Consider the following 19168-nt stretch of genomic DNA (forward strand, 5'->3'; position numbering starts at 1 on the left):
TAACTTTAAACTCTAAGACAAACATTTTACGCAGGGGGGACTTAGACAAAATCAGTATAGCACAATAAAAGTTAAGTTAACAAGATATAGTTTAAAAAGCCGTCCTAAAAGGACGGGGCTTTAACCCAAAATTTCGGTAAAATCGAGGGTCTTCCCCTGACATTTATGATAAAATCAAGAGGCCGACTGACATCTGAGAAGCGATAGCAACCATGACGGGTGTGGACTTACAGCAATTATTACTAGAAAAATGGGGTCGTTCCTACGATATCCAGCTACGACGCATCAAAGATAAGGTTCATGTTCAGGTAATGTGGAAATATCTCGAACAAGCTTCTTTTCCCCTCTCCGAGTCTGAATATCTGGAACATCTCAATGCGATCGCTAATTATCTCCACGAATGGGGTGGTTTTAGTCAATTTCAAGCTTTTATCCGCGAAACCCGCGAGCGTCCCCGTCTTGGTAAAGCGGTTAGTCTGGCCCTAGATCTAGGTGAAAGGGCCTCGGAATGGCTGATCAGTGATCAGTGATCAATTTGAGATCAGGCAAGAGGCACTCTTGCAAGAGGCAACACCCCTCCTGGCCCCCCCGATGTCGGGGGGGTTGGGGGGGCGGGGGAGATTCAGCTAATCTAAGGAGAGGCGGCTACAATGGGTCTTAGCTTATCAGTGACCAGTAGGATTGTTAAGTGAACAGTATACTGCATTTAAATTGCGTATTGGATATTTTCATACAAATGCTCGAACCCCCCACTCCCCCATCCCCTTCTCTAGACACAAAAAAGGCGTTAAGGTTAAGCTTAACGCTTGCTTTTGATTTAATGACAGTGACTAGCTCTTGCGACGAGCGAAAGCACCAATACCAGCAACGGCTAAGATACCGAGGATAGCAGAAGGTTCGGGAACTTTAACTTTTGGCATTTGTGTGAAGTCGTTGGTGACACTGTTAATGGAACCGGTGGGAGAATTGACCCGGTAAGTGTCTCTGACGAAGAGTTTCGTGATACCGGACGGAACTGGAACCATGGCACCAGAAGCACCCAACGCGGTCGTAGCCGTCGAAGTTCCGATTAACGCCGACCCATTGATACTATCTGACCAAACCATCTTCTCCGTAAAGATACCCGAGTTACCTGCGCCAGTTGCATCATAACCAATACTGAAATCTTTGAACATCTTCGCCGGATCAAGAATCTCGACCGTGTAATCTATGACGAAAGTACCTCCGGCTTGGGTCAGAGCGGGAGTTGGTCTGTAGTTGAAGGTGTGTCTGTCTATAGTCGGTGACAAGATTTGATCTATGAGAAGAACCCCGTTATCTATAGGACCAGACGTTGGACTGGAGGCGAGGAATGTGAAAAGCTTGTCTCCCACTTTGCAAGGAGCAGACTTGAAATCAGAAAACAGTTGTCCCAATGGTAGAGGACAATCCGCCGCCTGCGCCTGGACGGGGGCAGCACCAGCAAAGCCGAAAGCGGCAACGCTGCCAGCGATAGCAAGAGCGCCAGTGGTTAGTCGTCTAGAGATGTTTGTGATCATTTTAAGTGGTTTGTTACTTTTTATTAGGGCAAAGTACGTAGACTACGCACTCTAGTATAGTTATAACCTTGCACAGATGAAATGTCAAGTTAATGGAATGAAAAGAAAGTGAGATGCTCCCCAGTAGGGTGCGTTAGCGTAACTCACTAAAAACCTTTCTTTGTGGTGCGTTACGGCAATATTCAGAGCTTGATTTTTGCCCTAAAAACAAGGGATTGCCTAACGCACCCTACCCAACTACTAAAGACTTGTGTGATTTGAAGCGGTCAAGGAAGTATTTATGGTCACAGGTAAGCTAAAACGCAGATGATTACACCTCGACCTAATATTATGTCAAGACTAAAAGTTTTTCTAGTTAGGGTTTGCGGCAAAAAGTTTTTCGGTGGGGGCAGGGTGTGGGGTGTGGGGTGTTAGGGTGTTAGGGTGTTAGGGTTTTAGTTGAAATTCCCCATTCCCCCATTTCCCCATTTCCCCACTTCCCTACTTCCCCACTTCCCCACACCTTTGAAAGAGGATTTAGTATTAGTGGTAACAGCAGCTACCCAATTTTTTTTGGTATTTGCTATGCTGATTGTTAACAATTTGTAATCTTTGGGAAATTTCCTCAATACTGCATGGTCGTTTCTGCTACAATTCCACCCCTAGCTCAAGATACCCTCGCCCTGAAAGCGGTGTGGGCAAATGTCGGCTATGATAGTTGTCCCTACCATTACAATTTCCATCTCCACACCCATTGTTCCGATGGTCAAATGAGTCCCCAAGACTTGATGAGACAAGCGTTAGATATCGGACTAAAAGGATTAGCAATTACTGATCATCACTCGATCGAAGGTTATCGACAAGCCCAAATTTGGCTAGAAAATCAGCATTTAAAGAGTTCTCTACCCCATCTCTGGACAGGGGTAGAAATTACGGCGAATCTCTTAGAGACAGAAGTGCATATTCTTGGCTATGGTTTCGATCCTACTCATACCGTTTTGACTCCCTATCTGCAAAGAGCCAAACCGGAAGGAGATCTAGCTTTGGCCTCTAGAGTCATTAACAGTTTACAGCAAGCGGGGGCCCTAGTGGTTCTCGCCCATCCCTTTCGTTACCATCGCCCCGCAGCCGATTTAGTAGCGGCGGCGGTAGAATTGGGTATTGATGGTATTGAGGCCTTTTATGCCTACGGCAATCCCAAACCCTGGCTACCGAGTCAACGGGAAACCGAACAAGCACTCGCTCTTAGTCGTCAATATCAATTATTCGCCACCTGTAGCACCGATTCCCACGGTAAATCTTTATTACAGCGCATTTAGCCTGATCCCGGGATTAACTGTAAAATAACTAAATTGACTAAACTCGCTCCCTTCTCGATCGAGTGTTAGTTTTTTATGGCCGTTGATCAGTGATCAGTAATCAGTAACCAGTAACCAGTGAAAGAGCCTAAATTTGTTGAAAATTGAAAACTTAAACCTGATAACTTAAAACTTAAACCTGATCACTGATAACTGATAACTGATAACTGATAACTGATAACCCCCTGAATGAAAGATTTATTCCTTTACACTTGCTGGTTAATTCCCATTTATGGCTTAATTGGTTCGATTTTAACCTTGCCTTGGTCTTTAGGCATTATTAGTCGCACCGGTCCGCGGCCGGCCGCTTATATTAACCTATTGATGACCGTATTAGGGTTAATACACGGAACGATCGCTTTTAATCAAATTTGGCATCGAGAGACGATTAAACTGACTTTTGAATGGGTAAAAGTGGCCGATCTTAGTTTATCCCTTTCGATCGAACTTTCTCCCGTCAGTTTGGGGACGCTGGAAGTGATTACCCTCATCAGTCTCTTGGCCCAAATCTATGCCCTTGGCTACATGGAAAAGGATTGGTCTTTGGCGAGATTTTATGGCTTAATGGGCTTTTTTGAGGCAGCTTTGGGGGGAATTGCCCTGAGTGACTCCCTACTATTCAGTTACGCTTTCCTAGAGATGTTAACAGTCTCTACCTATCTCCTCGTCGGTTTTTGGTATGCCCAACCTTTGGTAGTAACCGCAGCCCGAGATGCCTTTTTAACCAAGCGCGTCGGCGATATTATTTTATTGATGGGTTTGGTGGCTCTGTCCAGTTACGGAGAAGGATTGAGTTTTTCTCAGTTAGAAAATTGGGCAGTAAATAACCCTGTACCGCCTCTGACGGCGACTTTGTTAGGATTAGCCCTTATTGCTGGTCCAACGGGTAAATGCGCCCAATTTCCCCTGAATTTGTGGTTAGATGAGGCGATGGAGGGACCAAATCCAGCCGGAATCATGCGGAATTCGATCGTGGTTTCGGCGGGGGCCTATGTTTTAATTAAGCTGCAGCCGGTGTTTACCCTATCTCCGATCGCTGCCAATGTTTTAATAGTGTTGGGGACAATGACGGCAATCGGTACTTCTCTGATGGCCTTATCCCAAATTGATATTAAACGGGTTTTATGCCACTCCACCAGTGCCTATCTCGGTTTGGTCTTTATTGCGGTGGGATTAGGTCATGTGGATATCGCTTTACTAATTTTATTCTCCCATGCGATCGCAAAAGCTTTATTGTTTATGAGCGCAGGAGCCTTAATTCTCACCACCAGTAACCAGAATATCACGGAAATGGGGGGAATTTGGGCAAGAATGCCGGCTACAACCACGGCTTTTTTAGGAGGTTCCGCGGGGATGACGGTTTTAATGCCCCTGGGGATGTTTTGGACATTAAAACGGTGGTTAAGTGGTGAATGGGCGATTCCTTGGTGGTTATTAGCGGTTTTAATCTTTGTTAATTGTCTTAGCATCGTCAATCTTACTCGGGTATTTCGTTTAGTCTTTTTGGGACAAACCCAAAGTAAGACCCATCGCACCCCGGAAGTGGCTTGGCCGATGGCTTTGCCCATGGTATCGTTGATTTTAATCGTTTTATTGGCCCCGATTATTCCCCTACGTTGGGATTTTTGGCTATCTTTCACCAATCCTCTCGTTAATAACCAGAGTTTTACTATTGTCTGGGGTTTTCCCTTGCTGATGGCCTCTGGAGTAATTGGCCTAGTTATCGGGTTAATGGTAGAGTTAAGACGAGCTTGGGCGAGACCAACCGGGTTAATACTGCGATTCTTGCAGGATTTGTTCGCTTATGACTTCTATCTTGATCGCATCTATCAGTTTACCGTGGTTTTAGCCGTGGGAAGCTTGTCAAAAATTACCGCTTGGCTCGATCGTTATATTATTGATGGTCTGGTTAATTTGGTCAGTTTAGCGACGATTTTTAGCGGCAGTGCCTTAAAGTATAATGTTTCCGGTCAATCACAGTTTTATGTCTTGACTATTCTATTCGGAATAGGGGGATTAATCTGGCTCTTATTAAACGGTCAATGGTCACTGATAACTGATTATTGGTCATCCCTTTTGACTCGTTGAACCCTGTGGCAACTTTTGCCCCTCTATTTTAACCTAAACATTGGGAATCTTCGCTAACATTCCTCAACTGGGCCCACAAGAGCGGCATCGTACTTAAAGTCACAGCTTCAATCAATCTGCATGGTGCGTTCCCAAAAATCGATCGTTGGAGCAGAGGGAACGCACCCTACGGCTCTCTAACGTTTGAATTAACCAGCAATTATTGTAGGTTGGGTTGACGCAAGGAAACCCAACAAAGAGTAATCTTTGGGGTGGTTGGGTTTCGCTTTTTCAAGCGAGTTGAGCTATTTTCGACCCAGTATTGTTTCGCTCAACCCAACCTACGAGGCGAGGCGATCGCACTACAAGATCGGTGATCGCACTGTAGCCATGTTTTTGCCAGTTTTCTGCCCCGAAACAAGCTATAATGGTCGAAGGGTCAAATTTGAAAAATTTTGCCTCAAACCCTATCTGCGTAAGGAATTCAGGAGTTTGTGTCCAGTAGTCCATTGGTATTATATTGCTTTAACTCAGGCTGTGTAAGACTTTTAGCCATAGCTAGTATATTTATACGGGGGAAGTCCAGTTCTATCAGGAGCCGATCAATTTGATTCAACTCATGTTCTTTAAAGCCTCGGTTCTTTTCTAGGAAGACGGGAGCGAGACAAAATTTCGCAATTTGCTTATCCCTCTTGATATGTTAAAATTATGGTGATTAGGCTGATCAACTCCGCTTATGGATGAAAGCTTTGAATGGGATGAAGATAAAAATCTTTTAAACCAACAGAAACACGATGTTTCCTTTGAATTAGCCCAATACGCATTTTTTGACCCCAACAGAGTTATCGTACAAGATCTGGCTCACAGTCAAGAAGAAAATCGATTTTACTGTATGGGGCAAGTTAATGAAGGAATTATCACAGTACGCTTTACTTACCGGGAAGGAAAAGTTAGAATTTTTGGAACTGGTTATTGGCGAAAAGGACGTAAACTATATGAACAGCAAAATAACTTATACTGATGAACCAATGGAACTGGGACAAGTCGTTAAAGATTTTTTACCGCCCCCAGACCAGTTAGTTCCTAAAGGTAAAATCAAAACTAATCAAGTAACATTAGAATTAACAGAAGAAAGTGTAAGCTTCTTTAAATCTCAAGCAGATCGAAAACAAATTCCTTAGAAAAAAATCATTGAATTACTGGTTGAACAATATGCTCATGAATGTATATATGATGGTTAAACGCCTCATAAGAGCATTGTCTAACCGACATTATAGCTAACCTGAAAAAGGTGCGTTACACGCGCGTTTTCGCACCCTACAAGATCGGCATCGCACTTAAACTCACAGTTTCAATCCATGGGCATGGTGCGTTCCCCAAAAATCGATCGGTGGAGCGGTAGGAGCCAGATTAGGGAACGCACCCTAGGGCGATGGCGTGCTGCTACGCAGTGCCTTCGGCATCGCACTAAAATTGCTCCAGCAGCATATCGTACTCTGCATGGGAACCAACCCAGAACCAAATCACCGTATCATCCTCTAATTGACCGACAGCACGATAATCCCTATTGATGCGTGCAGAATAGATGGGCAGCTTTGGATGGACTTTCTTGAATCGCAAGCTGGGATAGCTTGGGTCTTCTTTGAATTGCCGATACGCTTTACGGGTCTGCTCTTGAATCGGTTTTGGAAGATCTGCAAACATCTCCCGAAAACGAGCAGTGGTACAAGACTTCACAACGTTTCTGGGTCTAATTCTTGAGTCTTGCCCAATCGATGTTCTGCCATTGCTTCGGCTGCTAGTTTAGCCAGCAAGTTTGGTGAGCGGGCAAAGGAGTCATCCCATCGCTGCTCTTCTTCGAGTTCTGCCAAAATTAGGGTTGCGATTGCGTCCTGTTGAGCGGTTGACAAGGTTTTTAATTGGGCGATCGCCTGCTCAAGTCGTTCAGTCATATACAACATCTAACGTATAGGGCTTAATATATTCTAGCTTTCACGTTGCTACAGCGATGGCGTACTGCTACCCAGTGCCTTCAGCATCGCACTCTACTTCAACGCTTCGATCGTAACTAAACCACCCTCAATTGCCTGAATTCGCAAATCGTATCCTCGTAATAGCTGCATCCCAATCAACGGAACCGTCTCTGATTCGTTGATGTAAATCTCACGATATTGCCCGTCCCAGATCACAAGCCCGATGTAAACTTCAAACGTGCAGAAAGTCCCATCGCCTAACGTCGCAAGATCTCGACCCTCCCAAATAAACCCTAACCTAGCAATTATGTCAGACGGCAAGGTGAGAAAACCCGAAAATCCTGTATCAATTACAGCATCTACTATCTGCGTTGTTTCATTGTTTCTGACTGCGATCGCTAACGTCGCCTCACACCGTTGATTTACACGACCTTGCATCATGGCTTTGTTCTCAGGCTCCTTGCGCCAAAGTGATCAACGGCTGAATGCCCAATGCGAACAAACCATGTCTGAGTATCAGGCACTCGTGCAGAAAGTTGCTTCGCTGCGCTTACCAAATCATCCGCTACTTCAAAAGCCCCTGTTTCAATGTCGATCGCCACAATTCTCCCCTGATTTCCCTCCTCGACTTGGGGACGTACCTGAGATTGATAAATCTCATTGCCACGTCGAGCAAATTCTTCTTTACTGTAGCGGGGTTGTCGAACTGTCATTGAAGCGACCCTGTGGCGACTTTTGCCCCTCTATTTTAACCAAACATTGGGAATCTTCGCTAACATTCCTCAACTGGTCCGACCAGAGCGGCATCGCACCTAAACTCACAGCTTCAATCCATGGGCATGGTGCGTTCCCGAAAATCGATCGGTGGAGCAGTGGGAGCCACCTTAGGGAACGCACCCTACGGCTTGTTTTACGTCCACTGGGTGATTTTGTTTCCTTCTTTATCAGTAAATGCTCCGACAATAATCATGATGAAATCAATTAGCACCCAGATACCAAGTCCTCCCAATGTGACTAACTGCAATATGCCAGTCCCAATTTTTCCTACGTAGAATCTGTGGGCACCAAACATACCGAAGAAAAAACAAAGCAATAATGCGGGTAGAATTCGTTTTTCGCTCATTTTCAATCTCTTTCAAGGTTTGTGGTTGAGGAGCCTAACTAGATGTTATAACAGCCTGTTAGCCAGATGAGCTTACTGCAAACAATCTCCTTTAAGGAGACTTGTCACAGAAGCCTTCTGAGGTTCTAGCAAAGATTCTTAGATATGACGGCACTTTGTCACAAAATTTTACTATTATTTTGACACTCTTAATGGTTAGAAGGGAAACATTGATCGCCAAGTCTGGTCAATTTTTGTCCAACGCATTTCAGGAAATGACCTAAATAAGTAGCTAGAGATAATTAATTACACATATTTAACCACCTGTTGCCTATTCTAACCAAGAAATTAATTTTGTCCTCTTACTTAATTACTGTTTATTTTGTAATTTTATCACTAATTCTTGGAAAGGTTGCCAATCGTCTTTATAGGTAATTGCCTCCCAAACCGATTCGATTAGCGGTCTAAGTAAAGCGGTTTTAGGATTATAATGCGTTAAGGTGTCGCCAATTTGAGCCAAAGAATCTGGGGGTAATTGATTTAAGACCAAACTATATAACTCTCGCCAACGTTGCCAATCAGCTTTGGGTAAATCCATATTTTCAAGAATTAGAGAACTATTTTCTCGCCAACCGTAATTAAATTGTTCACTTAATTGATAGAAAAAGTCATGATAACCGAGGCCAGTTTCTTCGAGAACTTCCACAGTTTTGCTGACCAGTAAAGCGGATTCTGGAGTAAAAATATCCTCAAAACCTAACTTTTTGAGCATCATTTTTTGATAATAAAAATTGTAGTGCTGGTCATAGTTAGCCAAAGCCATATCTAACTCTAACAAGGAGACAACCATGGCCAGGGGAGATTGCAGTAACTCTAGATTTAAGCGACAGATAAAAGGCTGATTACCATAACTATAACGGCCGCCGTAGTCGAAATAGGCCGCCGTAAATTGGGGGTTATAGGAAGGAATAAAAGCGTAGGGACCATAATCGAAACTTTCCCCGGTAATTGACATATTATCGGTATTGAGAACCCCATGACAAAAACCGGCGGCCATCCATTGGGCTGCTAATTTAGCGGTTCTTTCAATCAAAGCGGCGTAAAATTTTAAATAGCGATCGCTATCTTGGGGATCGATTTCAGGATAATAATAAATAATCACATGATCGAGGAGTCTTTTAATTAAATCGCTACGTTTAATATGAAATAAACGCTCAAAAGTCCCAAAACGAATATGAGAATTACTAACTCGAATCATCACCGAAGATCGCGTCGGGGAAGGTTCATCGCCGCGCCAGAGGGATTCCCCCGTTTCCACCAAACTCAAACAGCGAGAGGTATTCACCCCTAAACCCCGTAAAGCTTCCCCGGCTAAGACTTCTCTAACTCCACCCTTGAGAGTTAACCTACCGTCTGCATGACGAGAATAGGGGGTCCGTCCCGATCCTTTCGTACCAAAATCGTATAATTTGCCATCAATACCCCTAACTTGACCGTAGAGAAAACCGCGACCATCCCCTAAAAAAGGATTATACTCGCCAAATTGATAACCGTGGTAACGCAGGGCTAAAAAAGGGGTCAGGGATTGAAATTTACCAAAAGCCTCGATAAAATGCTCATCTAAGCTTAATTCTGGCTGAATTCCCACCAAAGGTAATAAAGCATCATTGCGAAAACGAAGGATATGACGGGGAAAATCCGCGGCCGCGACTTGATCGTAGTATTGGTCCCCCAAGTCCTGCATGGCGCTTTCGTAAGGGAGACTGAGAAAGGGATTGGTGAGATGGTCTGTCATAGTGGTGGTGTCGATCGAGCGTTGAGGCGATAAAGTGGTAAAGATAGCCAAAAAATTTTCCTACTGAGACTATCAAACAGCGATGCCCGATTCTATTATGTATCAAGGGGACTATTTTCTTGTCCTTGAGGCCGATCAAACTGAACAATTCCAGACTCCCGACCAGTTGCGGGATAAGTTAAAAGATTTAATCACCGCAAAACCGGAGATTTGTCCCCGACAATTGGCGAAATTCTCTAGTTTTGAGGAAAAAGCTCTCTATCTGCGCGATAATTACTGTGAGTTGGACCTGGGTGAGAAGGGTTATTTACAATGGTATCTAGTGCGTTTGGAAAAATAAGTAAACCCGCTTTTTAACTTTTTACTTTCTAACTTGATCATTATGGGAGAAATAGAAGATTTACTGGCACAAATGAAGGCAGAATACCAGAAACGGGATCAGGAAAAACCGATGCCGTCCCCTTCTTCTCGCCAAGAAAAAGATCGTTCCCTGGCTGAATTTAAGGTTAATTATGCCAGCGATTCTTCTACCGATGCGCTTTTAAAAGCTTTAGCCTTAGAAAACCAAGAAAGGCAACAACAGGAGGCAGCGGAAAAAGAAAAAGCAGCGGCATTAAAAAAGCAGCGTAAGCGAGAAGCTTTAACTAGAAAGGCGAAGCAATGGTTAGATAAATTGGATGTCAAATCGGAGGAAGGACGCTGGTTTGAGGAGTTTTCATATAGCTACGATTCTCCTTTAGAAGCGGCGATTGCCTATCTAGAAGCTTTGGGAGAAGTGGACATTTCTAAATGATCAGGTCTAATTTAAAGTTGTGGGTAAATTTGCTTGGTCAAAAACTCGATTATGCCACCAAATATTATCACCGGCTAGAATATTTGTGCCGTAACGGGGAACGATGCCATAAACAGTGCCGGGGTCATAATCCAAAGCTTGACTGATGAGATTGTAGAGACGTTGTAGATCAAAACCCCGGGGGTCACAATGGGGATATTTTCCTTGATTAATCAGAAAACTATCCACGGCAAAATGGCTGACAATTTGCGGTAATTGTCCCGTTTGTAAGGCTGCGAGGAGATAATATTTCGCCGTTTGTTGGTATTGAAAATCGCTGTAACCGGGGAGGGGTTGCAAGCGTCCTTTGGTCAAACAGTGGGATCCCGGCGCTTGTACCAGTTCAATGTTAACGCTGGAGATAACCCGACGATTTCTTTCGGCAAAAACTGGTCGCAAGCGATCGCAATTAGGGTGAGATAGCTGCTGACAAATCGCTTCTGTTGCCCATAATGCGGTGCTTTTTGCCCCATCAAAGTAATTTGTGGGATATTCTTTGACTAAACGCCTAAAGACGGCTTCTGAAGGCGTATTTAACCAAATTCTTGCTCTTTTTTCTAACTCAGGAGCCGATCGCGTACTCAAAGGAACACCCTCTAAAGCAAGTGCAAAACCCTTGACGCGGATAGTTTCTGGGGTAAGTTGCCACAGTTGACGCACTAATTGATCTCTGGTGTCTGCGGGCAGCATTTCGGCCGCTTGTTCATAAAAAGTGGCAGTGGGACGGTGACGTTCAAAAAAAGGCCGGGCGATCGAGTCTAAAATGTCTCTATCCCTAGAATTCTGTTTGCGGGGGATGTAAACATTGGGACCCAATTTCATCGGACCGCGAGCATATTTTTTCTGTTCTTCGATGTTACCCGCAGTCATACTCCAAGCTGTGTCGTGGAGAATAAACAAAGGGGTGCGATCGAGGGTTAATTCGGTTTCTGGCGGGGTAATTTGCAAAAATTCGGCGATTTTCTGCTTTTCTAACTCATCTAGGCTCTTACCGGCTAAATTCTCCCCCACAGTGGAGGGATTAAAAATATTTATGGTGGCAGTGGAAAGACTAGAGGTATTCAGTTTTAAAATCAGTAGGGACAAGACCAAGCTAATCACCAAAGAAGTCACTCCCGATCGCCATTGTTCCGGGGGAAAGATAGAATATCTAGGGAGAGAAAATTGTCTTGATTTTTGCCGTCTTTGTCGATTCATCGGACCCTTTTAACTCTTTCCACCCATTGTATTGACTTTCTCGAAAAAGGGAATTAATACTAAATCCGTTGAGCATAGGCTACATATCAGGATAGGCACTCTTGCAATAGGCAGCTTTATTCTCCCCACACCCCACACCCCACACCCCACTTCCCCACACCCCACACCCCACACCCTACACATAATTACTGAGGAACCATTGGGTATTAAAAGCTCGATCGCAGGATATTTCTAGTAATCTTAGGCCTGATTCTGGTAAAACTGCGATTTTTTGCTGAAAATCAGTCCAATCACTGATTAAATGGTAATCAATACCGTAGGTGTGACAGAGTTGGCAAAAGTCGATATTTTGGGGAGTGGCAAAAAATTCTTCAAAGGGAGGGTCAAATTTGGCGATCGGCAACATCTGGAAAATGCCTCCCCCCTTGTTATTGATTAAAATTATGGTCAAGGAGCCAACAAAATATTTTTTGATTAAAAAACCATTTGTGTCGTGTAATAGGGCTAAATCTCCCGTTAATAGCAGACTAGGGACATTTTTATAAGCTATTCCTATCGCAGTGGAGAGGTTGCCGTCGATGCCATTGGCCCCGCGGTTAAAATAGGGACGAATTTGGCGATCGCTAGGCGGGTTAAAAAACTCGGCATAGCGAACAGGCATACTATTAGAGATAAAGATCGGGGTGCGGGGGGGGAGGTATTGGGAGAGCAGCCAGGGGATTTTACCTTCAATCAGTTTAGTTTCTGCTGCCAAAAGGCGATCGATTTTAAATCTGGCTTGCTGGTCGAATTTTTGCCATAATTGCCGATATTCTCGGTTATTATCGACTTTATCTGGGAATAGATCCCCTAATTGCTCGATATTTACCCTGAGATGTCCGGTTTTTCCCTGTAGAGGATCGTAATTATCGGGATGGGGATCGATAATCCAGCGCGGACAGTCGATTTCTTCTAACCAGGTCCGTAATTCTTTGCTGGTGGGTAATTCGCCAATTTGCAGGACAACATCGGGGGTTAATTGGGTTCTAAGGGCAGGATTCCGCAATAATAAATCATAGGTGGTGATGAGATGGGGATTTAACCCTGCATAGTTTCGCAGAGGAGATAAAGCTTCCGCTAAGACGGGATATTGTTGCGATCGGGCTAAATCAGCGATCGCCTGACAGTAACTTTCAGGGTTTTGCGGGGAAGCTAATCCCGCGATGATAATTCCTTTGGAGGGTAAAGAATTAATTTGGAGAATTGAGTGGTTAATGGCGATATTTTGCCGAGATATGTGGCTAAAAAAAGCCTCTTGGTCAAAATTAGCCTCTAAATTGTTAATTTCTAGATCGGGAGTTGGTGCGAGGGGATCCCGAAATGGTAAGTTCAGATGCACCACTCCGGGGACAGGATCGAGACAGCGCCACCACGCGTGGATGATAGTTTGACGGAGATAGCGTAAACGCTCGATATTGGCACTAGGACAGCTAATTTCCGCTTGCCAATTTGGATAATTACCGTAGAGTTTGACTTGATCGATAGTCTGACCGGCGTGAGCATGACGCAATTCTGGGGGGCGATCGGCGGTTAGAATTAATAAAGGGACATGACTTTCTTTTGCTTCAATGACTGCGGGATAAAAATTAGCCGTGGCAGTGCCAGAAGTGCAGACTAAAACCACCGGTTGATATAATTGTTTGGCTAATCCCAGGGCAAAAAAGGCGGCCGAGCGCTCGTCTAAGATGGGAATAGCTTCAATCTGGGGATGTCTTGCCAAGGCTATCGTTAAAGGAGTCGATCGCGATCCGGGAGAAACCACCCCTATCTTCAATCCCAAACGGGCCAATGTTTCGACTAAAATAGAACCCCAAAGTGTATTAAGATTGCGAAAATCGATCGACATTTATCAGTTCAGTGCAAAGGTTAGGGAACAATAAGATAAATTTAACATTGGCTGGAACCTGCCAAGAATAAGTTATTCCTAAGTCAGCGATGCGGGTTAAGTTTACTCTCAATTCCCAGGCCAATTTATCCCTTTTCGGGTTCCCTTCTCGCCAAGTTTTAAGGGGAAAATTTAGATACTGCTGCTCAACCTTCTCTTTAACGGTTTAGGAATCAAACCAAATAGCTGCACCTTAGCCATCATCCCCAATAAATAGCTAGTCTTTCCCAAAATCCACATAGGTTAATCCTGTTTTAGCGTCGGTTAGGGACTTACGATATTTATCATAAATTGCCTCCCCAGGAATATCTTCCGAGAATTGCTTCGGTAGTTTAAAAGAGGTGCGGGGATAGCGTTGGCGGATGTCAAGAATGGCGCGATAGGGAAGATACCATTTACGCATTACTTTCAACAATTCGGCAAATTGAGCGTAGGATTTGCTATGTCTGTAGGTCAGGGCAATGTATTGCAGCATTCGAGCATAGGTTTCCGGTTTGCTCTTATTATTAGGCACACCGATAATATTTTTCAGCTTCTCAAAAACTTCGTACTTACTAATTACCAAAACAACTAAACTAGGATAATCTAGTGTTTGTTTTTCGCGAGAAGTCTCCACGATATCAGAAACAGTTCTGAGGACAGAATAGTCCGCTAGTTGGTAGGCTTTAAATAGGGATAAAAGTTTTAATCCTAATTCGTACTCTGCCAGACGTTCCAATTCAGTTTGATAGGCTTTTAGGGCAACTTTTCCCTCCTCCGTTTTCACATCGGGCAGAGTTTCCAGCAACTTTTCTGCTACTCTAGCTTGAAAAGCCGCCTTATCTTCGTAGTCAGAGGCAAGCAGAGATTCCACATATTGATAAAAATCCTGTTGTTTAGAACTACGATAACGAAATTCTGTTTGATCAAGGCTTAAATAACTATTTTTTGCTTCGATCGCTCCTTGCAGTAGTTTAATACTTTCATCTAGTCCTGCGTATTCTCCAATTCCTCTAGCTAGACAGTATTTAATCTTCACAAACATGAGAAATTCTTGACCGCTAAACTTATCACTATCGATCGATTCTGCTGTCTTGGCAAATCCCCCCAGCGCTGACATTTCCCGGTTGTGGACAATCTGTACCAATTCAGGCACCTCTGGCTTGAAAAGTTTTCTTAAAATCAATTCTATGAATTTTCTCATCCTCAGGCACCTCCGGCTTTTTTTGAAACAATTTTGTTAGAATTAATTCTACGGCGTTGATCCTCAGCATAAAGTATAACCGAATTTGCCATCGACTGCTGACGAACGACTCGCCAAAAAGAAGACTTTGTACCTCGGAGTCCGGACAAATAACTGATTTTGAGGGATTGAGATAGATAGGTTTTGAAAATTTTCCCTTATGATCCTGATTACAGAACAAATTTACCAGCGCATTGTCACCCACGCCGAATCCACCTATCCCGAAGAATGTTGTGGGTTACTCGTGGGAAAAATTACCGAAACAGCAGCCCAAGTGATCACCGTGCAAACCACAGAAAATAACTGGTCAGGTAATAGGAAAAACCGCTTTAGTATTGCGCCAGAAGTGCTTTTACAAGCTCAAAAATCGGCGCGGGAAAACCAGCTAGAAATTATTGGTATCTATCATTCCCATCCCGATCATGCCGCCATTCCCTCGGAAATTGATCGCCAATTAGCCTGGTCAGGATATACTTATTTAATTGTCTCCGTAGTTTCAGGACGAGCGATCGATTTACAAGCTTGGCAACTGGACGAAGGCGAACAATTTCAACCGGTAAAAATATTATAGTCTTGTATGACTAGCGCTTCCCCTGCTTTCCACTCACCCGCAATCGATTTAATCGGGATAGGTCCCCTGTGGACAGGTTTTAGCCAACCTGGTTTTTCCCCCGATCCTTCCGGGACAAAAGTGCAGTACCATGGACGATTATTATGGCTAGGAATAGGTTGCATCCGTGGGACGGAGAAAGCGGTCATAGATAGGGCAATTAGGGATGTTTTTAAGCGTTATCACCTCTCTTTAGCCGCTATTGCTGGTATCGCCACCCTTGACATCAAAGCTGATGAACAGGGTTTAATTGCCTACTGTCAGGAGAAAGGATTGCCACTAAAAACCTTTACTGCTGAGGAGTTGAGAGATATTAATGTCCCCAATCCCTCGGCTATTGTCAACAAGAAAGAAGGAACCCCTAGCGTCGCTGAAGCTGCCGCTTTAAAAATGGGCGATACTTTGCTAGTAAGCAAGCAAATAGAAGCCAAATCGGTGACGGTGGCGGTTTCTTTGGCAGCAAGGGAATATAGAGGATAACAAATCGATGCTTAAACAGGTTTTATTTCTTAGTAATGGTCATGGCGAGGATTTAAATGCTAGTTTAATTCTGGGGGAATTACAAAAAATTCAGCCCCAATTATCTATAGCTGCTTTGCCTTTAGTGGGAGAGGGAAAAGCTTATCAAAAATTGCCAGTACCAATTATTGCCCCCACTGCCACTATGCCATCGGGGGGAATTATTTATACCAATCCTTTGAATTGGATTAAGGATATTGGTGCGGGATTAATTAGTCTAACTATTCAGCAAATTCAGGCAGCTTTTAAAGTTAGCAAGGATTGTGATTTATTGATAGCAGTGGGGGATATCGTGCCGATTGCGATCGCTAGTTTAACCAGTCGTCCCTTTGTGGCTTTTATTGTTTCTACTTCCAGTTATTACGAAGGCACAATTAAATTACCTTTGCTGACAAAATTATGTTTAAGATCGAAGAATTGTTTAAGAGTTTTTACCCGGGATAAATATACAGCAACAGACCTACAAAATCGGGGTATTAAAAAAGCGATTTTTGCTGGTTATCCGATTATGGATGTCTTAACACCAACGGGTAAAGATTTAGAATTAGATCGTCAAATTCCCATGATTGCTTTATTAGCGGGGAGTCGTTTACCCGAAGCTTTGAGTAATTTGGCTTTACAGTTACAAGTCTGTGAGGAAATAGTTAAAATTAAACCGATGCAGTTTCGGGCTGCTATCATTCCTAGTATCAGAGAAACCGACTTAGAAAATTTAGCTAAACAAGAGGGATGGCATTATTTAGGAGCGGGAAAATTAGAGAAAAATGGGGCTTTATTGTGCTGTTATCGTGATGCTTTTGCCGATATTCTACACCATTGTGACGCTTGTTTAGCCATGGCGGGTACAGCAGTAGAACAAGCGGTGGGATTAGGAAAACCCGTCCTACAAATACCCGGATTTGGTCCCCAATTTACCTATCCTTTTGCCGAGGCACAAATGCGCTTATTAGGGGAATCGGTGATAACTATTGGACAGAAACCCACGGAGGTAAATTTATTTAAAAATGCCGCGGTTAAAATTATTGATATTTTGGCAGATTCTCGTTATTTACACAGATGTTTAGAAAATGGCAAAATTAGAGTGGGAGAGTCCGGAGGTAGCAGAAATATTGCCGAGGAAATTTATAGCATTTTTCAAAAGTAATGGCAGAGATAGTTATACTAAATCCGTTGAGTATAGGCTACATATCAGGAGAGGCAATAAATAATCAGTCTTTAATAACCAGATTTAGGATTAAAATAAAATTATTGTACTATCATTACTCCCAGGGATGTTACCAAAATGCCTAACGAAACCGTTACTTATAGTCTTGAATCCGTCCTCAAGGAAATTAAAGACAGCATCAAGGAAGTTAACCAAAAAATCGATACCTTGCAACAGGATATTAACCAGAAATTTGACAGCCTACAGAAGGATTTTAACCAGAAATTTGACAGCCTACAAAAGGATGTTAACCAGAAATTTGACAGCCTACAGAAGGATTTTAACCAGAAATTTGACAAAATCGACGAACGGCTAACTAAGCTAGAAGTAGGACAAGCAAAACTAACTGAGAAAGTCGATGGGATGGATAGAAGACTAGAAAAGCTGGAAGGAACCCAAAAAAATCAAGTTTGGACGTTAATTATCCTTTTAGGAGGGGCCATCGGCACGGCAGCGTGGCGATCCTTTTTTTCTGGCAATCCTTAGAAATATTGCCATAATACTAAATCCTAGGCAATAAATAATCAGTCTTTAATAACCAGATTTAGGATTAAAATAAAATTATTGTACTATCATTACTCCCAAGGATGTTACCAAAATGTCTAACGAAACCGTTACTTATAGTCTTGAATCCGTCCTCAAGGAAATTAAAGACAGCATCAAGGAGGTTAACCAAAAAATCGATACCTTGCAAAGAGATGTCACCCAAAAAATCGATACCTTGCAACAGGATGTTAACCAGAAATTTGACAGCCTACAGAAGGATTTTAACCAGAAATTTGACGGACTACAGAAAGATTTTAACCAAAAAATCGATACCTTGCAACAGGATTTCAACCAGAAATTTGACGGACTACAGAAAGATTTTAACCAGAAATTTGACGGACTACAAAAGGATGTTAACCAGAAATTTGACGGACTACAGAAGGATCTTAACCAGAAATTTGAGAAAATTGACGAACGGCTAACTAAGCTAGAGGTGGGACAAGCAAAACTAACTGAGAAAGTCGATGGGATGGATAGAAGACTAGAAAAGCTGGAAGGAACCCAAAAAAATCAAGTTTGGACGTTAATTATCCTTTTAGGAGGAGCGATCGGCACAGCAGCGTGGCGCTCTTTCTTTTCTGGTAATCCTTAGAAATATTACTATAATTTCTCACTTTAGGGTAGTTATGAGGGGAAATTAGCAGATGTGAAACTCAGGTTAAAAATAAGGGATTCCTAACCCATCCTACCCCTAATTATGCTTTCCTCAACCATCTTTTTAACAATCGCCACAATGCCACTATTATCCCCCCAATTAAAACTAAAGGAAACTTAATCACCCCCAGAAAGAAAGCAACGATTAAGGGATATTTTTGGGTTTCTAATTGCCGAATTTTATTATCGCAATCTTGAACATCCGCTGCTAACCCCAATGCTTGATATAATTCCTGCGCTTGAAGATATGCTTCTTTCGCTTCCGATATACGTTTGAGTTTATAGTAGGTAAGTCCCAGATTAAACCAAGATTTCGCTTCAACCCCCCGATCACCGATTTCCCGAAGGATTGCTAGGGACTGTTGATAAAACTCGATCGCTTTTTGGTATTCTCCAAGGGATTTGTAAACATTGCCTAAATTATTGTAGGATGCCGCTTCAACCCCCCGATCACCGATTTCGCGTGTGATTGCTAAGGACTGTTGATAAAACTCGATCGCTTTTTGGTATTCTCCTAGGGAATTGTAAACAGCGCCTAAATTATTATAGGAAGTCGCTTCAACCCCCCGATCACCGATTTCGCGTGTGATTGCTAAGGACTGTTGATAAAACTCGATCGCTTTTTGGTATTCTCCTAGGGAATTGTAA

General features: G+C 43.1%; 23 protein-coding genes. 12 read left to right on the forward strand and 11 right to left on the reverse strand.

Going from position 1 to position 19168, the window contains the following annotated elements:
- The first annotated feature begins 212 nt into the window (after positions 1–212).
- Positions 213–530 carry a DUF3067 family protein gene (locus tag IM500_RS03610; protein WP_002756874.1) on the forward strand — a complete coding sequence of 106 codons (318 nt, stop codon included), beginning with the start codon at positions 213–215 and terminating at the stop codon, positions 528–530.
- A 300-nt stretch (positions 531–830) separates the two neighbouring features.
- Here the strand turns inward: IM500_RS03610 and IM500_RS03615 are convergent, their stop codons facing one another.
- Positions 831–1538, reverse strand: a complete 708-nt coding sequence (locus IM500_RS03615) for a PEP-CTERM sorting domain-containing protein (RefSeq protein ID WP_287737721.1) — start codon at positions 1536–1538, stop codon at positions 831–833.
- Between the two features lie 614 nt (positions 1539–2152).
- Between IM500_RS03615 and IM500_RS03620 the strand changes: the two genes are divergently transcribed.
- The 4 genes from IM500_RS03620 to IM500_RS03635 all read left to right on the forward strand — a co-directional run bounded on the left by IM500_RS03620 (position 2153) and on the right by IM500_RS03635 (position 6123).
- Complete coding sequence (locus IM500_RS03620; RefSeq protein WP_190723073.1) at positions 2153–2836, forward strand: PHP domain-containing protein; 684 nt, start codon at positions 2153–2155, stop codon at positions 2834–2836.
- Between the two features lie 228 nt (positions 2837–3064).
- Complete coding sequence (locus IM500_RS03625; protein WP_287737723.1) at positions 3065–4963, forward strand: NAD(P)H-quinone oxidoreductase subunit F; 1899 nt, start codon at positions 3065–3067, stop codon at positions 4961–4963.
- Between the two features lie 715 nt (positions 4964–5678).
- Complete coding sequence (locus IM500_RS03630) at positions 5679–5963, forward strand: BrnT family toxin (protein WP_287737725.1); 285 nt, start codon at positions 5679–5681, stop codon at positions 5961–5963.
- A complete protein-coding gene (locus IM500_RS03635) occupies positions 5938–6123 on the forward strand; it encodes a hypothetical protein (RefSeq protein ID WP_004162454.1) in 186 nt (61 codons plus the stop codon). Before IM500_RS03630 ends, IM500_RS03635 begins: the two co-directional genes overlap by 26 nt.
- A gap of 286 nt (positions 6124–6409) precedes the next feature.
- Here IM500_RS03635 and IM500_RS03640 read toward each other — a convergent pair whose 3' ends face one another.
- The 6 genes from IM500_RS03640 to IM500_RS03665 form a co-directional block, all read right to left on the reverse strand.
- Positions 6410–6679, reverse strand: a complete 270-nt coding sequence (locus IM500_RS03640; RefSeq protein ID WP_079208269.1) for a type II toxin-antitoxin system RelE family toxin — start codon at positions 6677–6679, stop codon at positions 6410–6412.
- Positions 6676–6894, reverse strand: a complete 219-nt coding sequence (locus tag IM500_RS03645; protein ID WP_079208267.1) for a hypothetical protein — start codon at positions 6892–6894, stop codon at positions 6676–6678. The genes IM500_RS03640 and IM500_RS03645 overlap by 4 nt, the downstream gene beginning before the upstream one ends.
- Positions 6895–6987: 93 nt before the next feature.
- Positions 6988–7356, reverse strand: coding sequence for an aspartyl protease (locus tag IM500_RS03650; RefSeq protein ID WP_043997603.1), 369 nt, complete (start codon positions 7354–7356; stop codon positions 6988–6990).
- Positions 7353–7628, reverse strand: a complete 276-nt coding sequence (locus tag IM500_RS03655) for a hypothetical protein (protein WP_002737737.1) — start codon at positions 7626–7628, stop codon at positions 7353–7355. Before IM500_RS03655 ends, IM500_RS03650 begins: the two co-directional genes overlap by 4 nt.
- A 197-nt stretch (positions 7629–7825) precedes the next feature.
- Complete coding sequence (locus IM500_RS03660) at positions 7826–8038, reverse strand: TM2 domain-containing protein (RefSeq protein WP_043996355.1); 213 nt, start codon at positions 8036–8038, stop codon at positions 7826–7828.
- Positions 8039–8387: 349 nt separating this feature from the next.
- A complete protein-coding gene (locus IM500_RS03665; protein WP_502882350.1) occupies positions 8388–9812 on the reverse strand; it encodes a protein adenylyltransferase SelO in 1425 nt (474 codons plus the stop codon).
- Positions 9813–9894: 82 nt separating this feature from the next.
- On the opposite strand from IM500_RS03665, the gene IM500_RS03670 reads away from it, so the two are divergent.
- Both IM500_RS03670 and IM500_RS03675 read left to right on the forward strand, forming a co-directional pair.
- Positions 9895–10152, forward strand: coding sequence for a CRR7 family NDH-1 assembly protein (locus IM500_RS03670; RefSeq protein ID WP_190723076.1), 258 nt, complete (start codon positions 9895–9897; stop codon positions 10150–10152).
- Between the two features lie 42 nt (positions 10153–10194).
- Positions 10195–10605, forward strand: a complete 411-nt coding sequence (locus IM500_RS03675) for a salt stress protein, Slr1339 family (protein WP_287737731.1) — start codon at positions 10195–10197, stop codon at positions 10603–10605.
- 6 nt (positions 10606–10611) lie between these two features.
- Here IM500_RS03675 and IM500_RS03680 read toward each other — a convergent pair whose 3' ends face one another.
- The 3 genes from IM500_RS03680 to IM500_RS03690 all read right to left on the reverse strand — a co-directional run bounded on the left by IM500_RS03680 (position 10612) and on the right by IM500_RS03690 (position 14948).
- Positions 10612–11841, reverse strand: a complete 1230-nt coding sequence (locus IM500_RS03680; RefSeq protein ID WP_147072466.1) for a hypothetical protein — start codon at positions 11839–11841, stop codon at positions 10612–10614.
- 175 nt (positions 11842–12016) lie between these two features.
- On the reverse strand, positions 12017–13726 hold the full coding sequence (gene menD, locus IM500_RS03685; protein ID WP_190723078.1) for a 2-succinyl-5-enolpyruvyl-6-hydroxy-3-cyclohexene-1-carboxylic-acid synthase: 1710 nt from the start codon (positions 13724–13726) through the stop codon (positions 12017–12019).
- Between the two features lie 256 nt (positions 13727–13982).
- On the reverse strand, positions 13983–14948 hold the full coding sequence (locus IM500_RS03690) for a hypothetical protein (protein WP_008206713.1): 966 nt from the start codon (positions 14946–14948) through the stop codon (positions 13983–13985).
- A gap of 199 nt (positions 14949–15147) precedes the next feature.
- Here IM500_RS03690 and IM500_RS03695 point away from each other — a divergent pair, with 199 nt between their 5' ends.
- From IM500_RS03695 to IM500_RS03715, 5 genes are all read left to right on the forward strand, one after another.
- Entirely contained in the window at positions 15148–15558 is a 411-nt protein-coding gene (locus IM500_RS03695; protein WP_287737734.1) for a M67 family metallopeptidase, read from the forward strand.
- Positions 15559–15564: 6 nt separating this feature from the next.
- Positions 15565–16077 carry a cobalamin biosynthesis protein gene (locus IM500_RS03700; protein WP_287737736.1) on the forward strand — a complete coding sequence of 171 codons (513 nt, stop codon included), beginning with the start codon at positions 15565–15567 and terminating at the stop codon, positions 16075–16077.
- 7 nt (positions 16078–16084) lie between these two features.
- Positions 16085–17260, forward strand: coding sequence for a lipid-A-disaccharide synthase-related protein (locus tag IM500_RS03705; protein WP_287737738.1), 1176 nt, complete (start codon positions 16085–16087; stop codon positions 17258–17260).
- 138 nt (positions 17261–17398) lie between these two features.
- The gene (locus tag IM500_RS03710) at positions 17399–17806 is read left to right on the forward strand and encodes a DUF4164 family protein (protein ID WP_287737740.1); all 408 of its coding nucleotides are present in this window, start codon (positions 17399–17401) and stop codon (positions 17804–17806) included.
- 112 nt (positions 17807–17918) lie between these two features.
- Positions 17919–18458: a DUF4164 domain-containing protein gene (locus IM500_RS03715; RefSeq protein ID WP_287737742.1), complete on the forward strand. Its 540-nt coding sequence runs from the start codon at positions 17919–17921 to the stop codon at positions 18456–18458.
- 103 nt (positions 18459–18561) lie between these two features.
- Here the strand turns inward: IM500_RS03715 and IM500_RS03720 are convergent.
- Positions 18562–19168: tetratricopeptide repeat protein (locus IM500_RS03720; protein WP_287737744.1), on the reverse strand; the 607-nt coding region annotated here is incomplete at its 5' end.

It is taken from the genome of Microcystis sp. M179S2 (assembly GCF_020245805.1).
GTDB classification, from domain to species: domain Bacteria; phylum Cyanobacteriota; class Cyanobacteriia; order Cyanobacteriales; family Microcystaceae; genus Microcystis; species Microcystis aeruginosa.

What these genes read in the sequence shown, in the direction of transcription:
- IM500_RS03610 (WP_002756874.1), top strand. Translation starts at nt 213, where the DNA reads ATGACGGGTGTGGACTTACAGCAATTATTACTAGAAAAATGGGGTCGT.
- IM500_RS03615 (WP_287737721.1), bottom strand. Translation starts at nt 1,538, where the DNA reads ATGATCACAAACATCTCTAGACGACTAACCACTGGCGCTCTTGCTATC.
- IM500_RS03620 (WP_190723073.1), top strand. Translation starts at nt 2,153, where the DNA reads ATGGTCGTTTCTGCTACAATTCCACCCCTAGCTCAAGATACCCTCGCC.
- IM500_RS03625 (WP_287737723.1), top strand. Translation starts at nt 3,065, where the DNA reads ATGAAAGATTTATTCCTTTACACTTGCTGGTTAATTCCCATTTATGGC.
- IM500_RS03630 (WP_287737725.1), top strand. Translation starts at nt 5,679, where the DNA reads ATGGATGAAAGCTTTGAATGGGATGAAGATAAAAATCTTTTAAACCAA.
- IM500_RS03635 (WP_004162454.1), top strand. Translation starts at nt 5,938, where the DNA reads ATGAACAGCAAAATAACTTATACTGATGAACCAATGGAACTGGGACAA.
- IM500_RS03645 (WP_079208267.1), bottom strand. Translation starts at nt 6,894, where the DNA reads ATGACTGAACGACTTGAGCAGGCGATCGCCCAATTAAAAACCTTGTCA.
- IM500_RS03650 (WP_043997603.1), bottom strand. Translation starts at nt 7,356, where the DNA reads ATGATGCAAGGTCGTGTAAATCAACGGTGTGAGGCGACGTTAGCGATC.
- IM500_RS03655 (WP_002737737.1), bottom strand. Translation starts at nt 7,628, where the DNA reads ATGACAGTTCGACAACCCCGCTACAGTAAAGAAGAATTTGCTCGACGT.
- IM500_RS03660 (WP_043996355.1), bottom strand. Translation starts at nt 8,038, where the DNA reads ATGAGCGAAAAACGAATTCTACCCGCATTATTGCTTTGTTTTTTCTTC.
- IM500_RS03665 (WP_502882350.1), bottom strand. Translation starts at nt 9,812, where the DNA reads ATGACAGACCATCTCACCAATCCCTTTCTCAGTCTCCCTTACGAAAGC.
- IM500_RS03670 (WP_190723076.1), top strand. Translation starts at nt 9,895, where the DNA reads ATGCCCGATTCTATTATGTATCAAGGGGACTATTTTCTTGTCCTTGAG.
- IM500_RS03675 (WP_287737731.1), top strand. Translation starts at nt 10,195, where the DNA reads ATGGGAGAAATAGAAGATTTACTGGCACAAATGAAGGCAGAATACCAG.
- IM500_RS03680 (WP_147072466.1), bottom strand. Translation starts at nt 11,841, where the DNA reads ATGAATCGACAAAGACGGCAAAAATCAAGACAATTTTCTCTCCCTAGA.
- menD (WP_190723078.1), bottom strand. Translation starts at nt 13,726, where the DNA reads ATGTCGATCGATTTTCGCAATCTTAATACACTTTGGGGTTCTATTTTA.
- IM500_RS03690 (WP_008206713.1), bottom strand. Translation starts at nt 14,948, where the DNA reads ATGAGAAAATTCATAGAATTGATTTTAAGAAAACTTTTCAAGCCAGAG.
- IM500_RS03695 (WP_287737734.1), top strand. Translation starts at nt 15,148, where the DNA reads ATGATCCTGATTACAGAACAAATTTACCAGCGCATTGTCACCCACGCC.
- IM500_RS03700 (WP_287737736.1), top strand. Translation starts at nt 15,565, where the DNA reads ATGACTAGCGCTTCCCCTGCTTTCCACTCACCCGCAATCGATTTAATC.
- IM500_RS03705 (WP_287737738.1), top strand. Translation starts at nt 16,085, where the DNA reads ATGCTTAAACAGGTTTTATTTCTTAGTAATGGTCATGGCGAGGATTTA.
- IM500_RS03710 (WP_287737740.1), top strand. Translation starts at nt 17,399, where the DNA reads ATGCCTAACGAAACCGTTACTTATAGTCTTGAATCCGTCCTCAAGGAA.
- IM500_RS03715 (WP_287737742.1), top strand. Translation starts at nt 17,919, where the DNA reads ATGTCTAACGAAACCGTTACTTATAGTCTTGAATCCGTCCTCAAGGAA.